We start from the raw sequence: 17720 nt of genomic DNA, 5'->3' as shown, positions 1-17720 counted from the left end.
GGTGAACGACCGACAGGATCCGTACGACCCGTATGCCCAGGAGCAGCAGCTCGTCGGCTACGACGCGTACGGGCGGCCGGTGTACGGCCAGGTGCCCGCGCAGCCCGCCCAGCCCGCTCCGTCTGCCGCCCAGCAGTACGAGCAGCAGTACGAGCAGCAGCAGTACGGCTACGACTACCGGGGCTACCCCCAGCAGCAGCCGCAACAGCCGCAGCAGCAGTACTACCCGCAGCAGCCGGCCGCCCCGCAGTACGGGCAGCAGGAGTACACCCAGGCACCCGCCTACGGGTACGACACGCAGCAGACCCAGCAGTGGATCCCGCAGCAGAACGCCCCGGAAGCCCCGGCCCCGGCCCCCGCCGAGCGGCCGGCCGACCGGGTCCCCGAGCCGCGCCGCCCCGGCGGCGAACCGGGCGCCGAGCCCGGCGGCGAACCCGAGGCGGACCGGGACTACCGCACGGAGATGTTCGCGTTCATCGACCAGCCGGACGAGGACTCCGAGGACGTCATCGACTGGCTCAAATTCACCGAGAGCCGCACCGAGCGCCGCGAGGAGGCCCGCCGCCGCGGCCGCAACCGGGTGGTGGCGCTGATCGTCGTCCTCGCACTGTTCGTCGTCGGCGGCCTCGGCTACCTCTGGTACGCGGGCAAGCTGCCCTTCATCGACGGTCCCGGCGAGAAGAAGACCGGCGCGACGGCCGCCGCCGGTGCGCAGAAGCGGGACATGATCGTCGTCCACCTGCACAACACCAAGAAGGGCGGCACCTCCTCGGTGCTGCTCGTCGACAACGTGACCACCAAGCAGGGCGCCACCGTCCTGCTGCCGAACACCCTCTCCGTGACCGGCCAGGACGGGACGCCGATCGCGCTCGGCAAGTCGGTCGAGGAAGGCGGTCTCGGAACCCGGGAAGCCCTCGACTCCGTGCTCGGCACCAGCATCGGCGGCACCTGGCGCCTTGACACCCCGTTCCTGGAGAACCTGGTCGAGCTGGTCGGCGGCATCGAGGTCGACACCGACACGGCGGTCCCGGCCGACGACGCGGCCAAGGTCCCGGCCGTGGCCCAGGGCCAGAAGCAGAGCCTGAGCGGCCCCATGGCCGTCGCCTACGCCACCTTCCGCGGCGAGGGCGAACCGGAGACCAAGCAGATGGAACGCGTGGGCAAGGTGCTCCAGGCGGTGCTGCGCAAGGTTCCGAGCGACCCGAAGGCGGCGGCCGTGACCGTCGAGAGCATGGGTCAGATCCTGGATCCGGCCCTGAACGCGCAGACCCTCGGGGCCCTGCTCTCCCGGCTCGGCGAGCACGCCAAGGTGGGGGCGTACCGCACCGACGTCCTCGCGGTGAAGCCGGACGGCACGCTCACGGACGACGCGAACAAGAAGGTCGTCAAGGAGGTGCTGGGCGGATCCGGCGCCGCTGCGCAGCCCGGCGCGGCCCCGCGCGTCGGAATGAAGGACGCCACCGGTGACGAGAAGGCGCAGATCGCGGCGAAGGCGGCGCTGATGAACGGCGGCTACGCCTTCGTCGACGGCGGCAAGGCCGACAAAACGGCGGCCACCTCGCAGATCACCTACCAGGACGATGCGCAGCGGGACCGTGCGATCGAGGTCGCCAAGACGCTGGGACTGCCCGAGACGGCCGTGAAGAAGGCCGAGAACGCGGTGAACGCGGAGGTCGTGGTGATCCTGGGCAAGGACTACAAGGCGTCGTGACCGGTCCTGACCGGTCCTGACCCGGCTCCGGATCGGCTGCTGACCGGCTCCGGATCGGCTCCGAGGGAGGCATTCGCCCGCGCGCGACGCTGCGCGCGGGCGGTGTCGGCGGTACATGAGACCCTTGTAAGGATCTGCCCGCCAACCCGAAAGCATGGCCAGTGACCGCCACGGACCGCTCCATCGAGCTCATCACCGCCGCCGCCCAGGCCGCGGCCGACCGGCTCGCGCACGACATCATCGCGTACGACGTCAGCGACGTGCTGTCGATCACCGACGCCTTCCTGCTCGCCTCGGCGCCCAACGACCGCCAGGTCAAGTCGATCGTCGACGAGATCGAGGAGCGCCTGCTCAAGGAGCTCGGCGCCAAGCCGGTGCGCCGCGAGGGCGACCGCGACGCCCGCTGGATCCTGCTCGACTACGTCGACATCGTCGTCCACGTCCAGCACAGCGAGGAGCGTGTCTTCTACGCGCTGGAGCGCCTGTGGAAGGACTGCCCCGAGATCGAGCTCCCCGAGGACGCCAAGCTCACCATCGGCAAGGCCGAGGAGCACGCCAAGCTGCGCGAGGCGGCGGGCGACGACGAACTGGACGGTGATCTGTTCTGAGCGCGACCACCTCGGGCAAACCCGGCAGGAAGATCGTCCTCTGGCGGCACGGCCAGACCTCGTGGAACCTGGAGCGCCGCTTCCAGGGCTCCACGGACATCGAGCTGACCGAAGCGGGCGTGGCGCAGGCGCGCCGCGCCGCACGGCTGCTCGCCTCGCTGAAGCCGGACGCCATCGTGGCTTCCGACCTCCGGCGTGCCTCCGACACGGCTGCCGAGCTGGCCGCGATCACCGGGCTGCCGGTGACGCGGGACGCGGCGCTGCGCGAGACGTACGCCGGCGAGTGGCAGGGCCTCACGCACGACGAGATCCTCGGCAAGTACGGCGAGCAGTACGCGGCGTGGAAGCGCGGCGAACCGGTCCGCCGCGGCGGCGGTGAGCTGGAGACCGAGGTCGCCGACCGCGCCGCGCCGGTGGTGCTGGAACACGCCGCCCGGCTGCCGGAGTCCGGCACCCTCGTCGTGGTCAGCCACGGCGGCACCATCCGTACGACGATCGGGCGCCTGCTCGGCCTGGACTCGTACAACTGGGAGGGCCTCGGCGGGCTCTCCAACTGCTGCTGGTCCGTCCTCGGTGAGGGCGCGCGCGGCTGGCGGCTGCTGGAGCACAACGCCGGCACGCTGCCGGAACCGGTGCTCGGCGACGACGACTGAGCAGCTTTCTGCCGCTCCCCGGCGGGGCTTCCACCCGGATTTCACTTTCCGGCTGGTCACAGGCTAGAGTTCTTCTTGTTCGCAGCGCAGAACACCGGAGACGGGGGGAGCGCGGCGGAGAGCGGGGCTATAGCTCAGTTGGTAGAGCGCCTGCATGGCATGCAGGAGGTCAGGAGTTCAATTCTCCTTAGCTCCACAATCAGGATCCCGTCCCCAATGGGGGGCGGGATCCTTGCTTTTGTACCCTTTGCGTTTGCTGACCTGGCCCGCACCGGCATGGCAGAATCGGACCGCCGGAGGGGGAGACGACGGCCCGACGCGGGAGGGAGTCGCTGACGGATGGGTGCACACCGGCGCCGGTGCGACTGGTGCAACAACGGCACGCCGATCGTGCGGGACATGGACCCGGTCAACCCCGACTACCAGTACTGGTGCGAGGAATGCGCGCGGGCGCTGATCATAAAGGGCGACCCGATCGAGACGTACCGTGAGCTGGAAGGGGAGCCGATCTACGGGCGGCTGCTCGACGAGCACTGCACGCTCAAGCGGTTCTACCAGTTCGCGCGGGCATGACAGAGCGAACGCGACAAGTTGGATTAAATCGGACATGGCCTTTGGTCGGTGGAAACCGATTTTTGGACCAGGGCCATGACCGTGTAATGTTTGGGATGTCGCCAAGGGGGACCGGCAAGGGAAACCGAAGCGGCAAGCACAACAAGGGGCTATAGCTCAGTTGGTAGAGCGCCTGCATGGCATGCAGGAGGTCAGGAGTTCAATTCTCCTTAGCTCCACAGTGAAGAAGCGGGCCACCCGGATCGGGTGGCCCGCTTCTCGTTGTGCCCCGGGTCCAGGGTCCCGGGTCGCGGGTCGCGGGTCGGACTTCCAGGTCCAGGCACCGGGGTCCCAGGTCCCGGAACGCCTGAGCGTCCCAAGGGGCCGCTGCGGTACCCTGACGCCATGCGTGCCGTACGCCTTCTGCTTACCGAGCCGCGCTGATCAGTACCGACCCCTCGAGACGGTCGGACCCGGCGCGGCGTCCCCTCCTGTGCGAGGGGTTTTTTCGTTTGGGCAGGCAGAGACGGCAGAGACGATCGATGGAGCTTCAGAAATCATGAGCGAGACGAACACCCCGGCCCCCGAGGCGGCCGAGGCGCACCGTTACACGGCTGCCATGGCCGCCGACATCGAGGCACGCTGGCAGGACGCCTGGGACGCGCAGGGCACGTACGAGGCCCCGAACCCGACCGGTGACCTGGCCGGGGACCCCGCGGTGGTCGCACGGCCCAAGAAGTTCATCATGGACATGTTCCCGTACCCCTCCGGTGCGGGCCTGCACGTCGGACACCCGCTGGGCTACATCGCCACCGATGTCTTCGCCCGCCACCAGCGGATGACCGGCCACAACGTGCTGCACACCCTGGGCTTCGACGCCTTCGGCCTGCCGGCCGAGCAGTACGCCGTGCAGACCGGCACGCACCCGCGCGTGTCGACCGAGGCCAACATCGAGAACATGAAGGTCCAGCTGCGCCGGCTGGGCCTGGGCCACGACAAGCGCCGCTCGTTCGCCACGATCGACCCGGACTACTACAAGTGGACCCAGTGGATCTTCCTGCAGATCTACAACTCCTGGTACGACTCCGACGCGAAGAAGGCCCGGCCGATCACCGAGCTGGTCGCCGCCTTCGAGGACGGCTCCCGTGAGGTCCCCGGCGGCCGCGCCTGGGCCGGCCTGACCGCGGCCGAGCGGGCCGACGTACTGAACGAGTACCGCCTGGCGTACTCCTCGGACGCGCCCGTCAACTGGTGCCCCGGGCTGGGCACCGTACTGGCCAACGAAGAGGTCACCGCGGACGGCCGCTCCGAGCGCGGCAACTTCCCGGTCTTCAAGTCCCGGCTGAGCCAGTGGAACATGCGGATCACCGCGTACGCCGACCGGCTGATCGACGACCTGGACGCGCTGGACTGGCCCGAGGCCATCAAGCTGCAGCAGCGGAACTGGATCGGCCGCAGCGAAGGCGCGCGCGTCGACTTCGCGCTGGGCGACGAGGCCATCACCGTCTTCACCACCCGCCCGGACACCCTGTTCGGCGCCACCTACATGGTGCTGGCGCCCGAGCACCCGCTGGTCGAGAAGTTCATCCCGGCCGCCTGGCCCGAGGGCACCCACGAGGTGTGGACCGGCGGGCACGCCACGCCGGCGGAGGCCGTCAGCGCCTACCGCAAGCAGGCCGCCTCGAAGTCGGACGTCGAGCGGCAGGCCGAGGCCAAGGACAAGACCGGTGTCTTCACCGGCGAGTACGCGGTAAACCCGGTCAGCGGCGACAAGGTCCCGGTCTTCATCGCCGACTACGTGCTGATGGGCTACGGCACCGGCGCGATCATGGCCGTCCCGGCGCACGACGGCCGCGACTTCGAGTTCGCGCGGGCCTTCGAGCTGCCGATGCGCTGTGTCGTGGAGCCCTCGGACGGCCGCGGCACCGACACCGCCGAGTGGGACGACGCCTTCGTCTCCTACGACGCGAAGCTGGTCAACTCGACGGGCGAGGGCATCGCCCTGGACGGCCTGGGGGTCGTCGAGGCGAAGGCCGCCATCACCGACTGGCTGGCCGAGCGCGGCATCGGCGAGGGCACCGTCAACTTCCGGCTGCGCGACTGGCTGTTCAGCCGTCAGCGCTACTGGGGCGAGCCCTTCCCGATCGTCTACGACGAGGACGGCGTCGCACACCCGCTGCCCGAGTCCATGCTGCCCCTGGAGCTGCCGGAGGTCGAGGACTACTCCCCGCGCACCTTCGAGCCGGACGACGCCGCCTCCAAGCCGGAGACGCCGCTGTCGCGCAACGGCGAGTGGGTGAACGTCGAGCTGGACCTGGGCGACGGCCGCGGCGTGCGCTCCTTCCGCCGCGAGACCAACACCATGCCCAACTGGGCCGGTTCCTGCTGGTACGAGCTGCGCTACCTGGACCCGAACAACGCGTCGGCCCTGGTGGACCCGGAGATCGAGCAGTACTGGATGGGCCCGCGCGAGGCTGCGCCGCACGGCGGCGTCGACCTGTACGTGGGCGGCGCCGAGCACGCGGTGCTGCACCTGCTGTATGCCCGCTTCTGGTCGAAGGTGCTGTTCGACCTGGGCCACGTCTCCTCGGCGGAGCCGTTCCACAAGCTGTTCAACCAGGGCATGATCCAGGCGTACGCCTACACCGACGCGCGCGGCGTCTACGTGCCCGCGGCCGAGGTCGAGGAGCGCGACGGCGGCTACTTCTACCAGGACCAGCCGGTCAAGCGTGAGCACGGCAAGATGGGCAAGTCCCTGAAGAACGCCGTCACGCCGGACGAGATCTGCGAGGAGTACGGCGCCGACACGCTGCGCCTGTACGAGATGGCGATGGGCCCCCTGGACGTCTCCCGTCCTTGGGACACCCGGGCCGTGGTGGGCCAGTACCGGCTGCTGCAGCGCCTGTGGCGCAACATCGTGGACGAGGAGACCGGCGCGGTCACGGTCGTCGACGGGGAGCCCGCCGAGGACACCCTGCGCGCGCTGCACAAGGCGATCGACGGGGCCGGCTCGGACCTGACGGGGCTGCGCTTCAACACCGCCATCGCGAAGATCACCGAGCTGAACAACGCCCTGACGAAGGCCGGCCGCCCGCTGGAGCGCTCGGTCGCCGAGTCCCTGGTGCTGCTGGTCGCCCCGCTGGCCCCGCACATCGCGGAGGAGCTGTGGCACCGCCTGGGTCACAGCGAGTCCGTGGTCCACCAGGACTTCCCGGTCGCGGACCCGGCGTACGTCGTGGACGAGACGGTGACGTGCGTGGTGCAGGTCAAGGGCAAGGTCAAGGCACGGCTGGAGGTGTCGCCGGCGATTTCGGACGCGGAGCTGGAGCAGCTGGCCGTCACCGACGAGGGTGTCGTGGCGGCGCTGGGCGGCGCGGAGATCCGCAAGGTGATCGTGCGCGCGCCGAAGCTGGTCAACATCGTCATCTGAGCCGACGAGAGCGCACCCCCCGGCCTAGGGGGGATCCCGTACGGGCAGGTTGGGGGTTCGATTGGAACCCTTGACCTGCCCGTGGCGTTTACGGTGGAGGGGACGGAAAATAGCCGTCGGGTCTGGGGAAGGGACGCTCATGGATGCCGCGTTGATCATCTTCGCGCTGATGGTGCTTTTCACCTTCCTGGGGTTGGGTGTGTACGCGACCGTCAAGGTGGTGCAGGCGACCAAGCGCGGTGTGGACCGGACCATCACCCAGGCGCGGCGGACCGTGGAGGACACCACCCTGAGGGCCAAGAGCTTCGGCCAGGTCGGGGTCACCGGCGCGCTGGCGCAGCTGCGGCTCGACCTGCGCACCTCGATGCGTGCCACACAGCAGGCGCTGCAGGACGGGGTCCGTACGGACGCGTCGCTGCAGGAGTCGATCGCGCTGTTCGAGCGGCTGAGCGCGCACGGGCGCGAGCTCGACGACGAGCTGAAGCGCCTGGAGCAGGACCCGGACCGGGGGCGGATCGCGGAGCGCCTGCCGGACCTGCGGGAACGGACGGCCAAGATCAAGCAGGCTGCGGACTCGCTGCGGTGGGCCGCGCGGGACCGGGCCCAGCGCTTCGCGCAGGACGACCTGTCCACGCTGTCCGAGCAGATCGAGGTCGAGTCCGACGCGCTGCGGGACTGGCAGCGGGAGCCCGTGGACGACCTCGCGGCGGCGGCCGCGGCATGGGACGCGGCGCAGGCGAACGGGGCCGGGGCGGGTCCGGCCGCTGGTGCGGAGCAGGGCCCGGCTTCGGGTTCGGGCGGGTGGGGTGCGGAGCCTACGCAGGCGGCTCTGAATCCTGCCGCTCCGGCGCCGCAGTACTCCTGGCAGAAGACGCGCCGGCCGGAGAGCACGACCTGAGCGACCACGGCACGACCTGAACCCGGGCGGGCGGGTGGTGCGGCGGCTCCTACCGTAGGTTTCGGCTGTGCCCGAAAGTCCGGTCTACGGTCACGTCATGGGGCCAGGCTGCCGTCCGGCCCCCACTGGCGGTAACCTCCGGCTCATGTCCCGCCATGTCGCCATCGTCACCGATTCCACGGCCTACCTGCCCCGACCGGCCATGGCGCGGCACGGAATCACCTCCGTCCCGCTCACCGTGGTACTCGGTGGCGAGGCACTCGAGGAGGGCACCGAGATCTCGGCGCGCAGCCTCGCCCTGGCCCTGCAGAAGCGCCGCTCGGTCACCACGTCGCGTCCCGGCACGGAGGAGTTCGTCCGGGCCTACCGTGCGGCGGCGGACGCCGGGGCCACCGGCATCGTCAGCCTGCACCTGTCCGCGGAGTTCTCCGGCACCTACGACGCCGCCGTGGTCGCCGCCAGGACCGCGCCCGTGCCCGTCCGCGTCCTGGACACCGGCATGGTCGCGATGGCCCTCGGCTTCTGCGCGCTCGCCGCCGCCGAGGTGGCCGAGGCCGGCGGGTCCGTGGACGAGGCCGTGGCGGCCGCCGAGAAGCGGGCGGCGGACATGTCCGCGTACTTCTACGTCGACACCCTCGACTACCTGCGCCGCGGCGGACGGATCGGGGCCGCGCAGGCCCTCCTCGGCTCCGCCCTGGCGGTGAAGCCCCTGCTGACGCTGGACGGCGGGCGGATCGAGATGCTGGAGAAGGTCCGTACGTCGTCCAAGGCCATCGCCCGTCTGGAGGAGCTGGCCGTCGAGCGCGCCGGGTCCGCCGCCGTCGATGTGGCGGTGCACCACCTGGCGGCTCCGGAGCGGGCGGAGAAGCTCGCCGAGCGGCTGCGCGAGCGCATCCCCGGACTGGTCGAGCTGCACGTCAGCGAGGTCGGCGCGGTGATCGGGGCACACACCGGACCGGGACTGCTGGCGGCGGTCGTCTCGCCCCGCTGATCACCGGAACGGGTGGCCCGGTTATCCACAACGGGAGTTTTTTCCACCGGAATTGAGTGTTCCGAACGGGGGCCGGGATCGGCCCCTACGGTCGTGGCATGACTCTTCGAACGCGTGCTTCGTTTCGGTCGGGTGCCACCAGTGGTCCGGGCCGCCCCCGTCTTTCCGACAGCCGTCTCTCCGACAGTCGTGCCTCCGGCAGCCGTCTCCGACGTCGTCGTGAGCGCCGGGTGCCTCATCCGGAGCCGGGGGCCGTGCGCCGGCGGGCCGAGGCCCTGCTGGGCGGCAGCAGCCCGCCACAGGCGCCCTCGGAGCCGCCCCCGGAGCTATCCGTGGACCGCGCCGTGGCCCCGGAGGCAGTCCCGGGCGGGGTGGATCCCCAGGAGTCGCCCGAGGAGGTGTCCGGGCTGTCCCCGGGGGCCGCGAGGAGCCTGGCCGTGCGGGAGCGGCTGCCGCTGTGGCTGCAGGACCGCTGCGGTGTACGGCCGCGTGCGGTGGCCGCGGTCGGCGTGGTGCTCGTGGTCGCCGTCGGATTCGCCGGACAGCAGTACTGGTCGGGCCGGCCGCAGGCGGTGACCGTGCCCGCGGTGGTGGCACCGGGGGCAGCGGCAGCTGCCACGGCACCGGCGGGGGCTCCTGCCCCGGGAGGGGGCACCGGCGGAGCGGCGCGGGTCGTCGTCGACGTCAGCGGGAAGGTCCGGGACCCCGGCGTGCGGAGGCTGCCCGCCGGTTCGCGGGTGGAGGACGCGCTGGCCGCCGCCGGGGGAGTGCGCCCCGGCACCGACACCACCGGGCTCAACCGGGCCCGCGTCCTGGTGGACGGTGAGCAGGTGGTGGTCGGAGCCACTGTGCAGCCCCTGCCGGGTGGGCCGGGCGGCGGGCCGGGCATCGGCACAGGCATCGGCGCCGGGACGGGCACCGCCACCGGCCCGCTCAGCCTGGGCTCGGCGACGGTCGCCCAGCTGGACGGCCTGCCGGGCGTCGGGCCGGTGCTGGCGCAGCACATCGTCGACTTCCGTACCGCCCGCGGTGGATTCCGTTCCGTGGAGGAGCTGCGCCAGGTCAACGGCATCGGGGAGCGCCGTTTCGCCGATCTGCGCCCGCTGGTGCGGCCGTGAACCGGCCCGAGGGCCGCGGCCCGGTGGACCTGCGCCTCGCGGTGCCCGCCGTGGCCGCCTGGGCGGCGGCCGCCCTCGCCCTGGACGCACCCGCAGGCCGGACCGCCCTCGGGGTGGGCCTGGGGGTGACCTGTGCGGGCCTGCTGATGCTGGGCGGCTGCCGGCGTCCGGGCCGGCTGTGGCGGCTCGGCCCGGCCACGGCGGCGGCCCTGCTGTGCGCGACCGCCGGCGCAGGCGTGGCGGGCCTCCAGCGGGCCGAGGAGCGCGCCGGGCCGGTGGCGGGGCTGGCGCGGGAGCATGCCCGAGTCCTCGCCGAGCTCACGGTCGGCTCCGACCCGAGGGCCGCCCGGAGCGGGAGCGGGCCACCGGTCGTCGTGCTGGACGCGGTGGTGACCCGGGTGACCGGGCCCGACGGGACGAGCACCCGGGTCGAGACGCCGGTACGGGTACTGGCCGGGCATGCGGGATGGGCCCGGCTGCAGCCGTCCACCCGGGTGACGGCGGTCGCCCGGCTGGCTCCGGCGCGGTACGGGGAGCGCGCCGTGGCCCTGCTGCGCCCGGCCGGTGACACCCCGCCCGGGGTGACCGGCGGCCCGGACACCGTCCAGCGGTTCGCGGGGCGGCTGCGGGCAGGGCTGCGCGAGGCCACCGAGGGGCTCGCACCGGACGCCAGGGCCCTGCTGCCGGGGCTGGTCGTCGGGGACACGTCCAGGGTTCCGCCCGATCTGCACGAGGCCTTCCGGGCCACCGACCTGCTGCACCTGCTGGCCGTCTCCGGGTCCAACCTGACCGTGGTGCTGTTCCTGCTCATCGGGCCCCCGGCCCGCGCGCAGCAGGCCGAACGGCGCGGTCTGGCGCCCCGGCTCGGGCTCTCGCTGCGGGTGACGGCTCTGGGCGGGGCGGCCCTGACGCTCGCGTTCGTGGTGGTGTGCCGGCCGGAGCCGAGCGTGCTGCGTGCCGCCGCGTGCGGGGCGGTCACCCTGCTCGCCATCGCCACCGGGCGGCGCAGGTCCCTGATCCCGGCCCTGGGCGCCGCCGTGCTGCTGCTGGTGCTCTACGACCCGTGGCTGGCCCGCAGCCACGGCTTCCTGCTCTCCGTGCTGGCCACCGGAGCACTGCTCACCCTGGCACCCCGCTGGAGCGAGGCCCTGCGGCGCCGTGGGGCGGGGCCCCGGCTCGCCGACGCCCTGGGGGCCGCCGCGGCCGCACAGGCGGTGTGCGCGCCCGTGGTGGCCGTCCTCGCCGCGCGGGTCAGCCTCGTGGCGGTGCCGTGCAACCTGCTGGCCGAGCTGGCGGCGGGTCCGGCGACGGTCCTCGGCTTCGCAGCCCTCGCGGTCGCCCCGGTGTCGATGCCGGCCGCGGAGGCGCTGGCCTGGTGTGCGGGGGTGCCGGCCGGGTGGATCGCAGGCGTGGCCCGGGCCGGGGCGCGGTTCCCCGGTGCGGAGCTGCCCTGGCCGGGTGGGCTCACCGGCGGCGCACTGCTGGTGGTCGCCACCCTGGCCGTGGTGGCGATCGTCGCCGTCCGGTTCCGCGGGCGGGGGTGGCTGTGCTCGGCCCTGTCGGTGCTGCTGCTCCTGGCCGTGCTGCGGCCGCCGCAGCTCACCCGTACGCTCGGCGGCTGGCCCCCGCCCGACTGGAGCTACGTCCAGTGCGCCGTGGGGCAGGGGGACGCGGGCGTCCTCGCCGTCGGCCCCGGGGAGGCCCTGGTGGTGGATGCCGGTCCGGATCCGGGACCGGTGGACGACTGCCTGCGCACCCTGGGTGTCCGCAGGGTGCCGCTGCTTCTCCTGACGCACTTTCATGCCGACCATGTGGGAGGCCTGTCGGGAGTCCTGCGGGGCCGGTCCGTGGGAGTGATCCAGGCCACCGCGCTGGAAGAGCCGCCGGGTCAGGCCGAGTTCGTCCGGCGGACCGCGGCGGCGGCCGGTGTGCCGATCGTGCGCGCGATGCAGGGGGAGCGGCGTCGGGCCGGGCCGTTCGAATGGCAGGTGCTCTGGCCGCCGGTCGCCGGACCGCCGCCCGAGGGTCCCAACGACGCGAGCGTTGCCCTGCTCGTGCGTGGCGCGGGCCTGACCCTGCTCCTGCTCGGCGACCTCGAACCACCCGCGCAGCAAGCCCTCTTGAGGGAGCATCCGCAGTTGGGTCCGGTCGACGTCCTCAAGGTCGCCCACCACGGCTCCGCGCACCAGGACCCCGAGCTGTACGCCCGGGTCCGGCCGCGGATTGCGCTCGTTCCCGTCGGCGTGGCCAACCGCTACGGACACCCCGCGCCGGGTACGCTCGCCCGGCTGCGGGAGGCGGGGGCGACCGTGCTGCGTACGGATACCGACGGCTCGATCGCCGTCAGCGGAACCGGAGTTCGCCTACGGGCATTTCCAGCCAGCCGGCGGCGGAATCGGCGCGGTCATACCGGGCGCGACCACTCTGTTTGCCCACAACCCGACAGCATGATCGAATGCGTCTTCGCCAGAACGGTCCAAGTCCACACAGCACGGGGGTGCATCAGCCATGTTCGGTCGCAGACGGGGGATGGAGACGGCCGGAAGTTCCAGTCCGTCCACATCGGCGACACTGACGCTGCCGCCGACGGCGCGTCTGCTCAGCTGCCGGGTCCTCGACACCGTCCACCGGCCGATCCGGCAGGCCGTGGTCGAGGTGACCGACCCGATCGGCCGGCGGATCGTCAGCGGCGAGACCGACCCGTACGGCGGTTTCACCGCGGCCGTGCCGGAGGGGGAGTACCGGCTCTCCGTGACCGTCGAGGGGTACGCGCCGTTCCACGGCGTGACCATCGTGGGGGACCCGGGGCAGCCCGGCACCGCGGAGATCATCCTCGACACCGTGGAGCCCCCGCTGCTGCCGCAGCCCGGCCACTGGGAGCTCGACCCGACGCACTCGACCATCGGCTTCACGGCCCGCCACATCGGCCTGGCCCGGATCCGCGGCCGGTTCACCACGTTCGCCGGGGCGGTACGGATCGCCGAGCGCATGGAGGACTCCTCCATGCACGTCATCATCGATGCGGCGAGCATCGACACCGGGGTGCGGCTGCGCGACGACCACCTGAGGTCGGGGGACTTCCTGGACGCGGTCCGCCACCCCACGGTGGAGTTCTACAGCGAGCGTTTCATCCACCGCAGCGGCAGCCGCTGGGCCGTCGCCGGCGCACTCACCCTGCACGGCGTGAGCCGGTCGGTCACCCTGGACACCGAGTACCTGGGTCTGGGCACCGGCCTGGAGGGCGAACTGCGGGCGGCCTGCCGGGCCACCGCCGAACTGCACCGCGAGGACTTCACCCTGAACTGGCAGTCGATGCTGGCACACGGGATCGCGGCGATCGGCTCGAACGTGGATGTGACGCTGGACATTCAGGCCGTACGCAAGGCCTGAACGCGCAGGCGGCTACGGGGCCTCGAGCCAGCCCTCGTACTCGGCGGCGAGGTCGTCCAGCGAGCCGGTGTCGAGCCGCTCCTGCGGATCCTCGACGACCACCAGCCACTGGGCGTCCTCGGCGTCGTCCTCGCCGGCCAGCGCGTCGCGGACCAACCGCGGTTCCTCCGGGAGGCCGAAGCGGTCGACGGCCTCCCGGGCCACCTCCTCGGCGGCGTCGCGGTCGGGCAGGACGAGTACATGTCGCACATTCACGCGACCATTCTCGGGCACGCGGGGCGGAGGGCTGTCAGTGCGGCGTGGGATGCTGGAGGCGATGGCCACCAGGAAGAATTCCACCGACGATCCGCTTGCCCCGCTCACCCTCGCGGTGGGGCAGGAGGAGCTGCTGCTCGACCGCGCCGTGCGCGAGGTGGTGACGGCCGCCCGCGCCGTCGACGCCGACACGGACGTCCGCGACCTCGCCTCCGAGCAGCTCCAGCCCGGCACGCTCGCCGAGCTGACGAGCCCCTCGCTCTTCTCCGAGCGCAAGGTCCTGATCGTCCGCAACGCGCATGACCTGTCCGCGGACTCCGTCAAGGAGGTCAAGGCCTACCTCGCCGCGCCCTACGAGGAGATCGTCCTGGTCCTCCTCCACGCGGGCGGCGTCAAGGGCAAGGGCCTGCTCGACGCGGCGCGCAAGGCGGGCGCCCGGGAGATCGCCTGCCCGAAGATGACCAAGCCCGCGGACCGGCTGTCGTTCGTGCGCGGAGAATTCCGCACGCTGGGCCGGTCGGCGACCCCGGAGGCGTGCCAGAGCCTGGTGGACGCGATCGGCAGCGACCTGCGGGAGCTCGCCAGCGCGGCCGCGCAGCTGTGCGCCGACGTCGAGGGCACGATCGACGAGGCCGTCGTCGCCCGCTACTACACCGGCCGGGCCGAGGCCTCCAGCTTCACGGTCGCCGACCGCGCGGTCGAGGGGCGCGCGGCCGAGGCCCTGGAAGCCCTGCGCTGGTCGCTGTCCACCGGGGTCGCTCCCGTCCTGATCACCAGCGCCCTGGCCCAGGCGGTCCGCGCGATCGGCAAGCTCGCCTCCGCCCCGCGCGGGGCCCGCCCCGGTGACCTCGCCCGGGACCTGGGCATGCCCCCGTGGAAGATCGACCGGGTCCGCCAGCAGATGCGCGGCTGGTCGGCCGACGGGGTCTCGGACGCCCTGCGCGCCGTGGCCGCCGCCGACGCCGGGGTCAAGGGCGGCGGCGACGATCCCGAGTACGCCCTGGAGAAGGCCGTCGTCGCGGTGGCCCGCGCGGCCCGCCCCCAGCGCCGTTAGCGGACGCTCCGGCACCGCGCCTCGTCCGCCTCGCGACGCACGGAGCCAGAACCCGCTCCCTGATCCGGCCTGATCGACACGACGCCCCGGGCCGCGCCGGCCCATGGGCCGCGTCGCTGGCCTCGGAGCCGGCCTGGAGCGAGGTGCGCGCCCTGGCCCGCCGGATCCTCGTCGCCCGCACGGGCGACTGGCGCCGCCCCTCGCCGCATCGCGTACCGCTCAGCACCTGTACGACAGAGCCGGCACGGCCCGGTGGGCGTGCCCGGCAGCACGAAGGCCCCGGCCGCCACCCTGGGGAAGGGTGGTGGCCGGGGCCTTCGGTACTTCTGGATTGCTCCGCACCCGCGTGGCGAACGCTTCGTGTGCGGAGCGGGGTGCCGGTCAGGAGCGGGAGAGAGGGCCCACTGGGTCCCTTCCGGCGATCACATCAGGGAGCTCAGCCCTGCAGGGAGGCAACCTTGGTGGCCAGCGCCGACTTCTTGTTGGCGGCGGCGTTCTTGTGGATGACACCCTTCGAGACAGCCTTGTCGAGCGCACGCGCGGCAGCGCGAGAAGCCACGGTGGCCTTCTCGACGTCACCGGCGACGACGGCCTCGCGGGCCTTGCGGATCGCGGTCTTGAGCGAGGACTTGACGGCCTTGTTGCGCAGGCGCGCCTTCTCGTTCGTCTTGTTCCGCTTGATCTGGGACTTGATGTTCGCCACGAAAGAGCCTTTTCAGGTTCAGAGTTTTGTTCTTCGGATTGTGCCTCGACAGCTGAGAGGGCATACGAGACACAGCTGCCCAGGCTACCAGGCACGCTCCTGGCGGCCCAAACCGAGCGCACTGCCCCGTCCATGGGACCATGGGAGTCTGCGTATAGATCCGACATCGCGCCGCCGACGGCGACGGGAGCCGGACTTTCGCTCCCACCGACGCTCCGCAAACGCTTCCGACTGCGACCGAGAATCAGGACACTGCGTGCCCGCGACCCCCAGCCACGTGCCCGAGCCGAGCCGTACCGACTCGGCGCTGATCCGCAACTTCTGCATCATCGCGCACATCGACCACGGCAAGTCGACCCTTGCCGACCGGATGCTCCAGATCACCGGTGTGGTCGACCAGCGGCAGATGCGCGCCCAGTACCTCGACCGCATGGACATCGAGCGTGAGCGCGGCATCACGATCAAGTCCCAGGCGGTCCGTCTGCCCTGGGCACCCACCACGGGCGAGGGTCAGGGCAACACCCACATCCTCAACATGATCGACACCCCCGGGCACGTCGACTTCACCTACGAGGTCTCGCGCTCCCTCGCCGCGTGCGAGGGCACCGTCCTCCTGGTGGACGCCGCCCAGGGCATCGAGGCCCAGACCCTCGCCAACCTGTACCTGGCGATGGAGAACGACCTCGCGATCGTCCCCGTCCTGAACAAGATCGACCTGCCGGCCGCCCAGCCGGAGAAGTTCGCCGAGGAGCTCGCGAACCTCATCGGCTGCCAGCCCGAGGACGTGCTGCGGGTCTCGGCGAAGACCGGCCTCGGTGTCGAGGCGCTCCTCGACAAGGTCGTCGCCACGGTCCCGGCCCCGGTCGGCGTCAAGGACGCCCCGGCCCGCGCCATGATCTTCGACTCGGTCTACGACTCGTACCGCGGCGTCGTGACGTACGTACGTGTGGTCGACGGCCAGCTCAACAAGCGCGAGCGCATCCGGATGATGTCCACCGGCGCCACCCACGAGCTGCTGGAGATCGGTGTCTCCTCCCCGGAGATGACCCCCTCCGACGGCATCGGCGTCGGCGAGGTGGGCTACATCATCACCGGCGTGAAGGACGTCCGTCAGTCCAAGGTCGGTGACACGATCACCAGCCTGCACAACGGCGCCACCGAGGCCCTCGGCGGTTACAAGGACCCGCGGCCGATGGTCTTCTCCGGCCTGTACCCGCTCGACGGCTCGGACTACCCGGACCTGCGCGAGGCCCTGGACAAGCTGCAGCTCAACGACGCCGCGCTGGTCTACGAGCCGGAGACCTCGGCGGCGCTCGGCTTCGGCTTCCGCGTCGGCTTCCTCGGCCTGCTCCACCTGGACGTGGTCCGCGAGCGCCTGGAGCGCGAATTCGGCCTCGACCTGATCGCCACCGCGCCCAACGTGGTCTACCGGGTGGTCATGGAGGACGGCAAGGAAGTCACCGTCACCAACCCGAGCGAGTTCCCCGAGGGCAAGATCTCGGACGTGTTCGAGCCGGTCGTCCGGGCCACCGTGCTCGCGCCCACCGAGTTCATCGGCGCGATCATGGAGCTGTGCCAGCAGCGCCGCGGCACCCTCCTCGGCATGGACTACCTCTCCGAGGACCGGGTCGAGATCCGCTACACCCTCCCGCTCGCGGAGATCGTCTTCGACTTCTTCGACCAGCTGAAGTCCAAGACGCGCGGTTACGCCTCCCTCGACTACGAACCCACGGGCGAGCAGTCCGGCAGCCTGGTCAAGGTCGACATCCTGCTGCACGGCGACAAGGTCGACGCCTTCTCCGCCGTCACGCACAAGGACGCCGCCTACGCCTACGGCGTGCGCCTCGTCGCCAAGCTGCGCGAGCTCATCCCGCGGCAGGCCTTCGAGGTGCCGATCCAGGCCGCGATCGGCTCCCGCGTCATCGCCCGCGAGACCATCCGCGCCATCCGCAAGGACGTCCTCGCCAAGTGCTACGGCGGTGACATCTCCCGTAAGCGGAAGCTGCTGGAGAAGCAGAAGGAGGGCAAGAAGCGGATGAAGATGGTCGGCTCCGTCGAGGTGCCGCAGGAGGCCTTCATCGCCGTCCTCTCCAGTGACGAGTCCGGCGGCAAGAAGAAGTAGTAGTCCCGCCGTCACCCGACGCGAGCAGGCCCCCGCACTCCGGTGCGGGGGCCTGTTTCGTTATGAAGCGGCCGCTCGCGGGCTCTTACGCAGGCGCCGGACGCGCTCTAGTCTGATCACTGCTCGACGGTTACTCGCCAGTTTAAAAAGTCAATGGCTGCAAACCCGCCAGTCCCCAAGCGCCCCCAGCGCCCCACGCCCACGCTCTGCCGCGTGGAACGGTCCGGAGGATGTC

The 17720-nt window shown here is 71.6% G+C and carries 13 protein-coding genes, 2 tRNA genes and 1 pseudogene; 14 read left to right on the top strand and 2 right to left on the bottom strand.

From position 1 onward, the window contains the following. The first annotated feature begins 1 nt into the window (after position 1). The 12 genes and pseudogenes from OG444_RS13675 (at position 2) to OG444_RS13620 (ending at position 13351) form a co-directional block, all read left to right on the top strand. A complete protein-coding gene (locus OG444_RS13675; protein ID WP_327262433.1) occupies positions 2 to 1711 on the top strand; it encodes an LCP family protein in 1710 nt (569 codons plus the stop codon). A gap of 161 nt (positions 1712 to 1872) precedes the next feature. Next, positions 1873 to 2319, top strand: coding sequence for a ribosome silencing factor (rsfS, locus tag OG444_RS13670; protein ID WP_030008628.1), 447 nt, complete (start codon positions 1873 to 1875; stop codon positions 2317 to 2319). Then, positions 2316 to 2972 (top strand): histidine phosphatase family protein, encoded by a 657-nt coding sequence (locus OG444_RS13665; protein WP_327266775.1) that lies wholly within the window; start codon positions 2316 to 2318, stop codon positions 2970 to 2972. Before rsfS ends, OG444_RS13665 begins: the two co-directional genes overlap by 4 nt. A gap of 123 nt (positions 2973 to 3095) precedes the next feature. Then, positions 3096 to 3168, top strand: a tRNA-Ala gene (locus tag OG444_RS13660). 143 nt (positions 3169 to 3311) lie between these two features. Further along, positions 3312 to 3545, top strand: a complete 234-nt coding sequence (locus OG444_RS13655; RefSeq protein ID WP_008738908.1) for a hypothetical protein — start codon at positions 3312 to 3314, stop codon at positions 3543 to 3545. Between the two features lie 145 nt (positions 3546 to 3690). Beyond that, positions 3691 to 3763 (top strand) — tRNA-Ala (locus tag OG444_RS13650). 320 nt (positions 3764 to 4083) lie between these two features. Beyond that, the gene (gene leuS / locus OG444_RS13645) at positions 4084 to 6954 is read left to right on the top strand and encodes a leucine--tRNA ligase (protein ID WP_327262432.1); all 2871 of its coding nucleotides are present in this window, start codon (positions 4084 to 4086) and stop codon (positions 6952 to 6954) included. Between the two features lie 139 nt (positions 6955 to 7093). Continuing rightward, positions 7094 to 7852 (top strand): hypothetical protein, encoded by a 759-nt coding sequence (locus OG444_RS13640; protein WP_327262431.1) that lies wholly within the window; start codon positions 7094 to 7096, stop codon positions 7850 to 7852. Positions 7853 to 7997: 145 nt separating this feature from the next. Continuing rightward, the gene (locus OG444_RS13635) at positions 7998 to 8843 is read left to right on the top strand and encodes a DegV family protein (RefSeq protein ID WP_327262430.1); all 846 of its coding nucleotides are present in this window, start codon (positions 7998 to 8000) and stop codon (positions 8841 to 8843) included. Positions 8844 to 9175: 332 nt separating this feature from the next. Continuing rightward, a complete protein-coding gene (locus OG444_RS13630) occupies positions 9176 to 9961 on the top strand; it encodes a ComEA family DNA-binding protein (protein ID WP_327262429.1) in 786 nt (261 codons plus the stop codon). 146 nt (positions 9962 to 10107) lie between these two features. Then, a pseudogene (locus OG444_RS13625) lies at positions 10108 to 12333 on the top strand (ComEC/Rec2 family competence protein); the annotation flags it as partial. Between the two features lie 136 nt (positions 12334 to 12469). Further along, positions 12470 to 13351: a YceI family protein gene (locus OG444_RS13620; protein ID WP_327262428.1), complete on the top strand. Its 882-nt coding sequence runs from the start codon at positions 12470 to 12472 to the stop codon at positions 13349 to 13351. Between the two features lie 12 nt (positions 13352 to 13363). Here OG444_RS13620 and OG444_RS13615 read toward each other — a convergent pair whose 3' ends face one another. Beyond that, positions 13364 to 13606: a hypothetical protein gene (locus OG444_RS13615; RefSeq protein ID WP_327262427.1), complete on the bottom strand. Its 243-nt coding sequence runs from the start codon at positions 13604 to 13606 to the stop codon at positions 13364 to 13366. Between the two features lie 61 nt (positions 13607 to 13667). Between OG444_RS13615 and holA the strand changes: the two genes are divergently transcribed. Next, the gene (holA, locus tag OG444_RS13610) at positions 13668 to 14660 is read left to right on the top strand and encodes a DNA polymerase III subunit delta (RefSeq protein ID WP_327262426.1); all 993 of its coding nucleotides are present in this window, start codon (positions 13668 to 13670) and stop codon (positions 14658 to 14660) included. Between the two features lie 436 nt (positions 14661 to 15096). Here the strand turns inward: holA and rpsT are convergent, their stop codons facing one another. After that, positions 15097 to 15363: a 30S ribosomal protein S20 gene (gene rpsT, locus OG444_RS13605; RefSeq protein ID WP_030384651.1), complete on the bottom strand. Its 267-nt coding sequence runs from the start codon at positions 15361 to 15363 to the stop codon at positions 15097 to 15099. Positions 15364 to 15619: 256 nt separating this feature from the next. Between rpsT and lepA the strand changes: the two genes are divergently transcribed. Next, the gene (gene lepA, locus OG444_RS13600) at positions 15620 to 17485 is read left to right on the top strand and encodes a translation elongation factor 4 (protein ID WP_327262425.1); all 1866 of its coding nucleotides are present in this window, start codon (positions 15620 to 15622) and stop codon (positions 17483 to 17485) included. Positions 17486 to 17720: the final 235 nt, after the last annotated feature.

It is taken from the genome of Streptomyces sp. NBC_01232 (assembly GCF_035989885.1).
Taxonomy (GTDB): Bacteria; Actinomycetota; Actinomycetes; order Streptomycetales; family Streptomycetaceae; genus Streptomyces.
The sequence above is the reverse complement of the archived record's forward strand: the minus strand, read 5'-3'. Positions and strand labels throughout refer to the sequence as shown.

What these genes read in the sequence shown, in the direction of transcription:
- OG444_RS13635 (WP_327262430.1), top strand. Translation starts at nt 7,998, where the DNA reads ATGTCCCGCCATGTCGCCATCGTCACCGATTCCACGGCCTACCTGCCC.
- leuS (WP_327262432.1), top strand. Translation starts at nt 4,084, where the DNA reads ATGAGCGAGACGAACACCCCGGCCCCCGAGGCGGCCGAGGCGCACCGT.
- OG444_RS13620 (WP_327262428.1), top strand. Translation starts at nt 12,470, where the DNA reads ATGTTCGGTCGCAGACGGGGGATGGAGACGGCCGGAAGTTCCAGTCCG.
- OG444_RS13655 (WP_008738908.1), top strand. Translation starts at nt 3,312, where the DNA reads ATGGGTGCACACCGGCGCCGGTGCGACTGGTGCAACAACGGCACGCCG.
- OG444_RS13640 (WP_327262431.1), top strand. Translation starts at nt 7,094, where the DNA reads ATGGATGCCGCGTTGATCATCTTCGCGCTGATGGTGCTTTTCACCTTC.
- holA (WP_327262426.1), top strand. Translation starts at nt 13,668, where the DNA reads ATGGCCACCAGGAAGAATTCCACCGACGATCCGCTTGCCCCGCTCACC.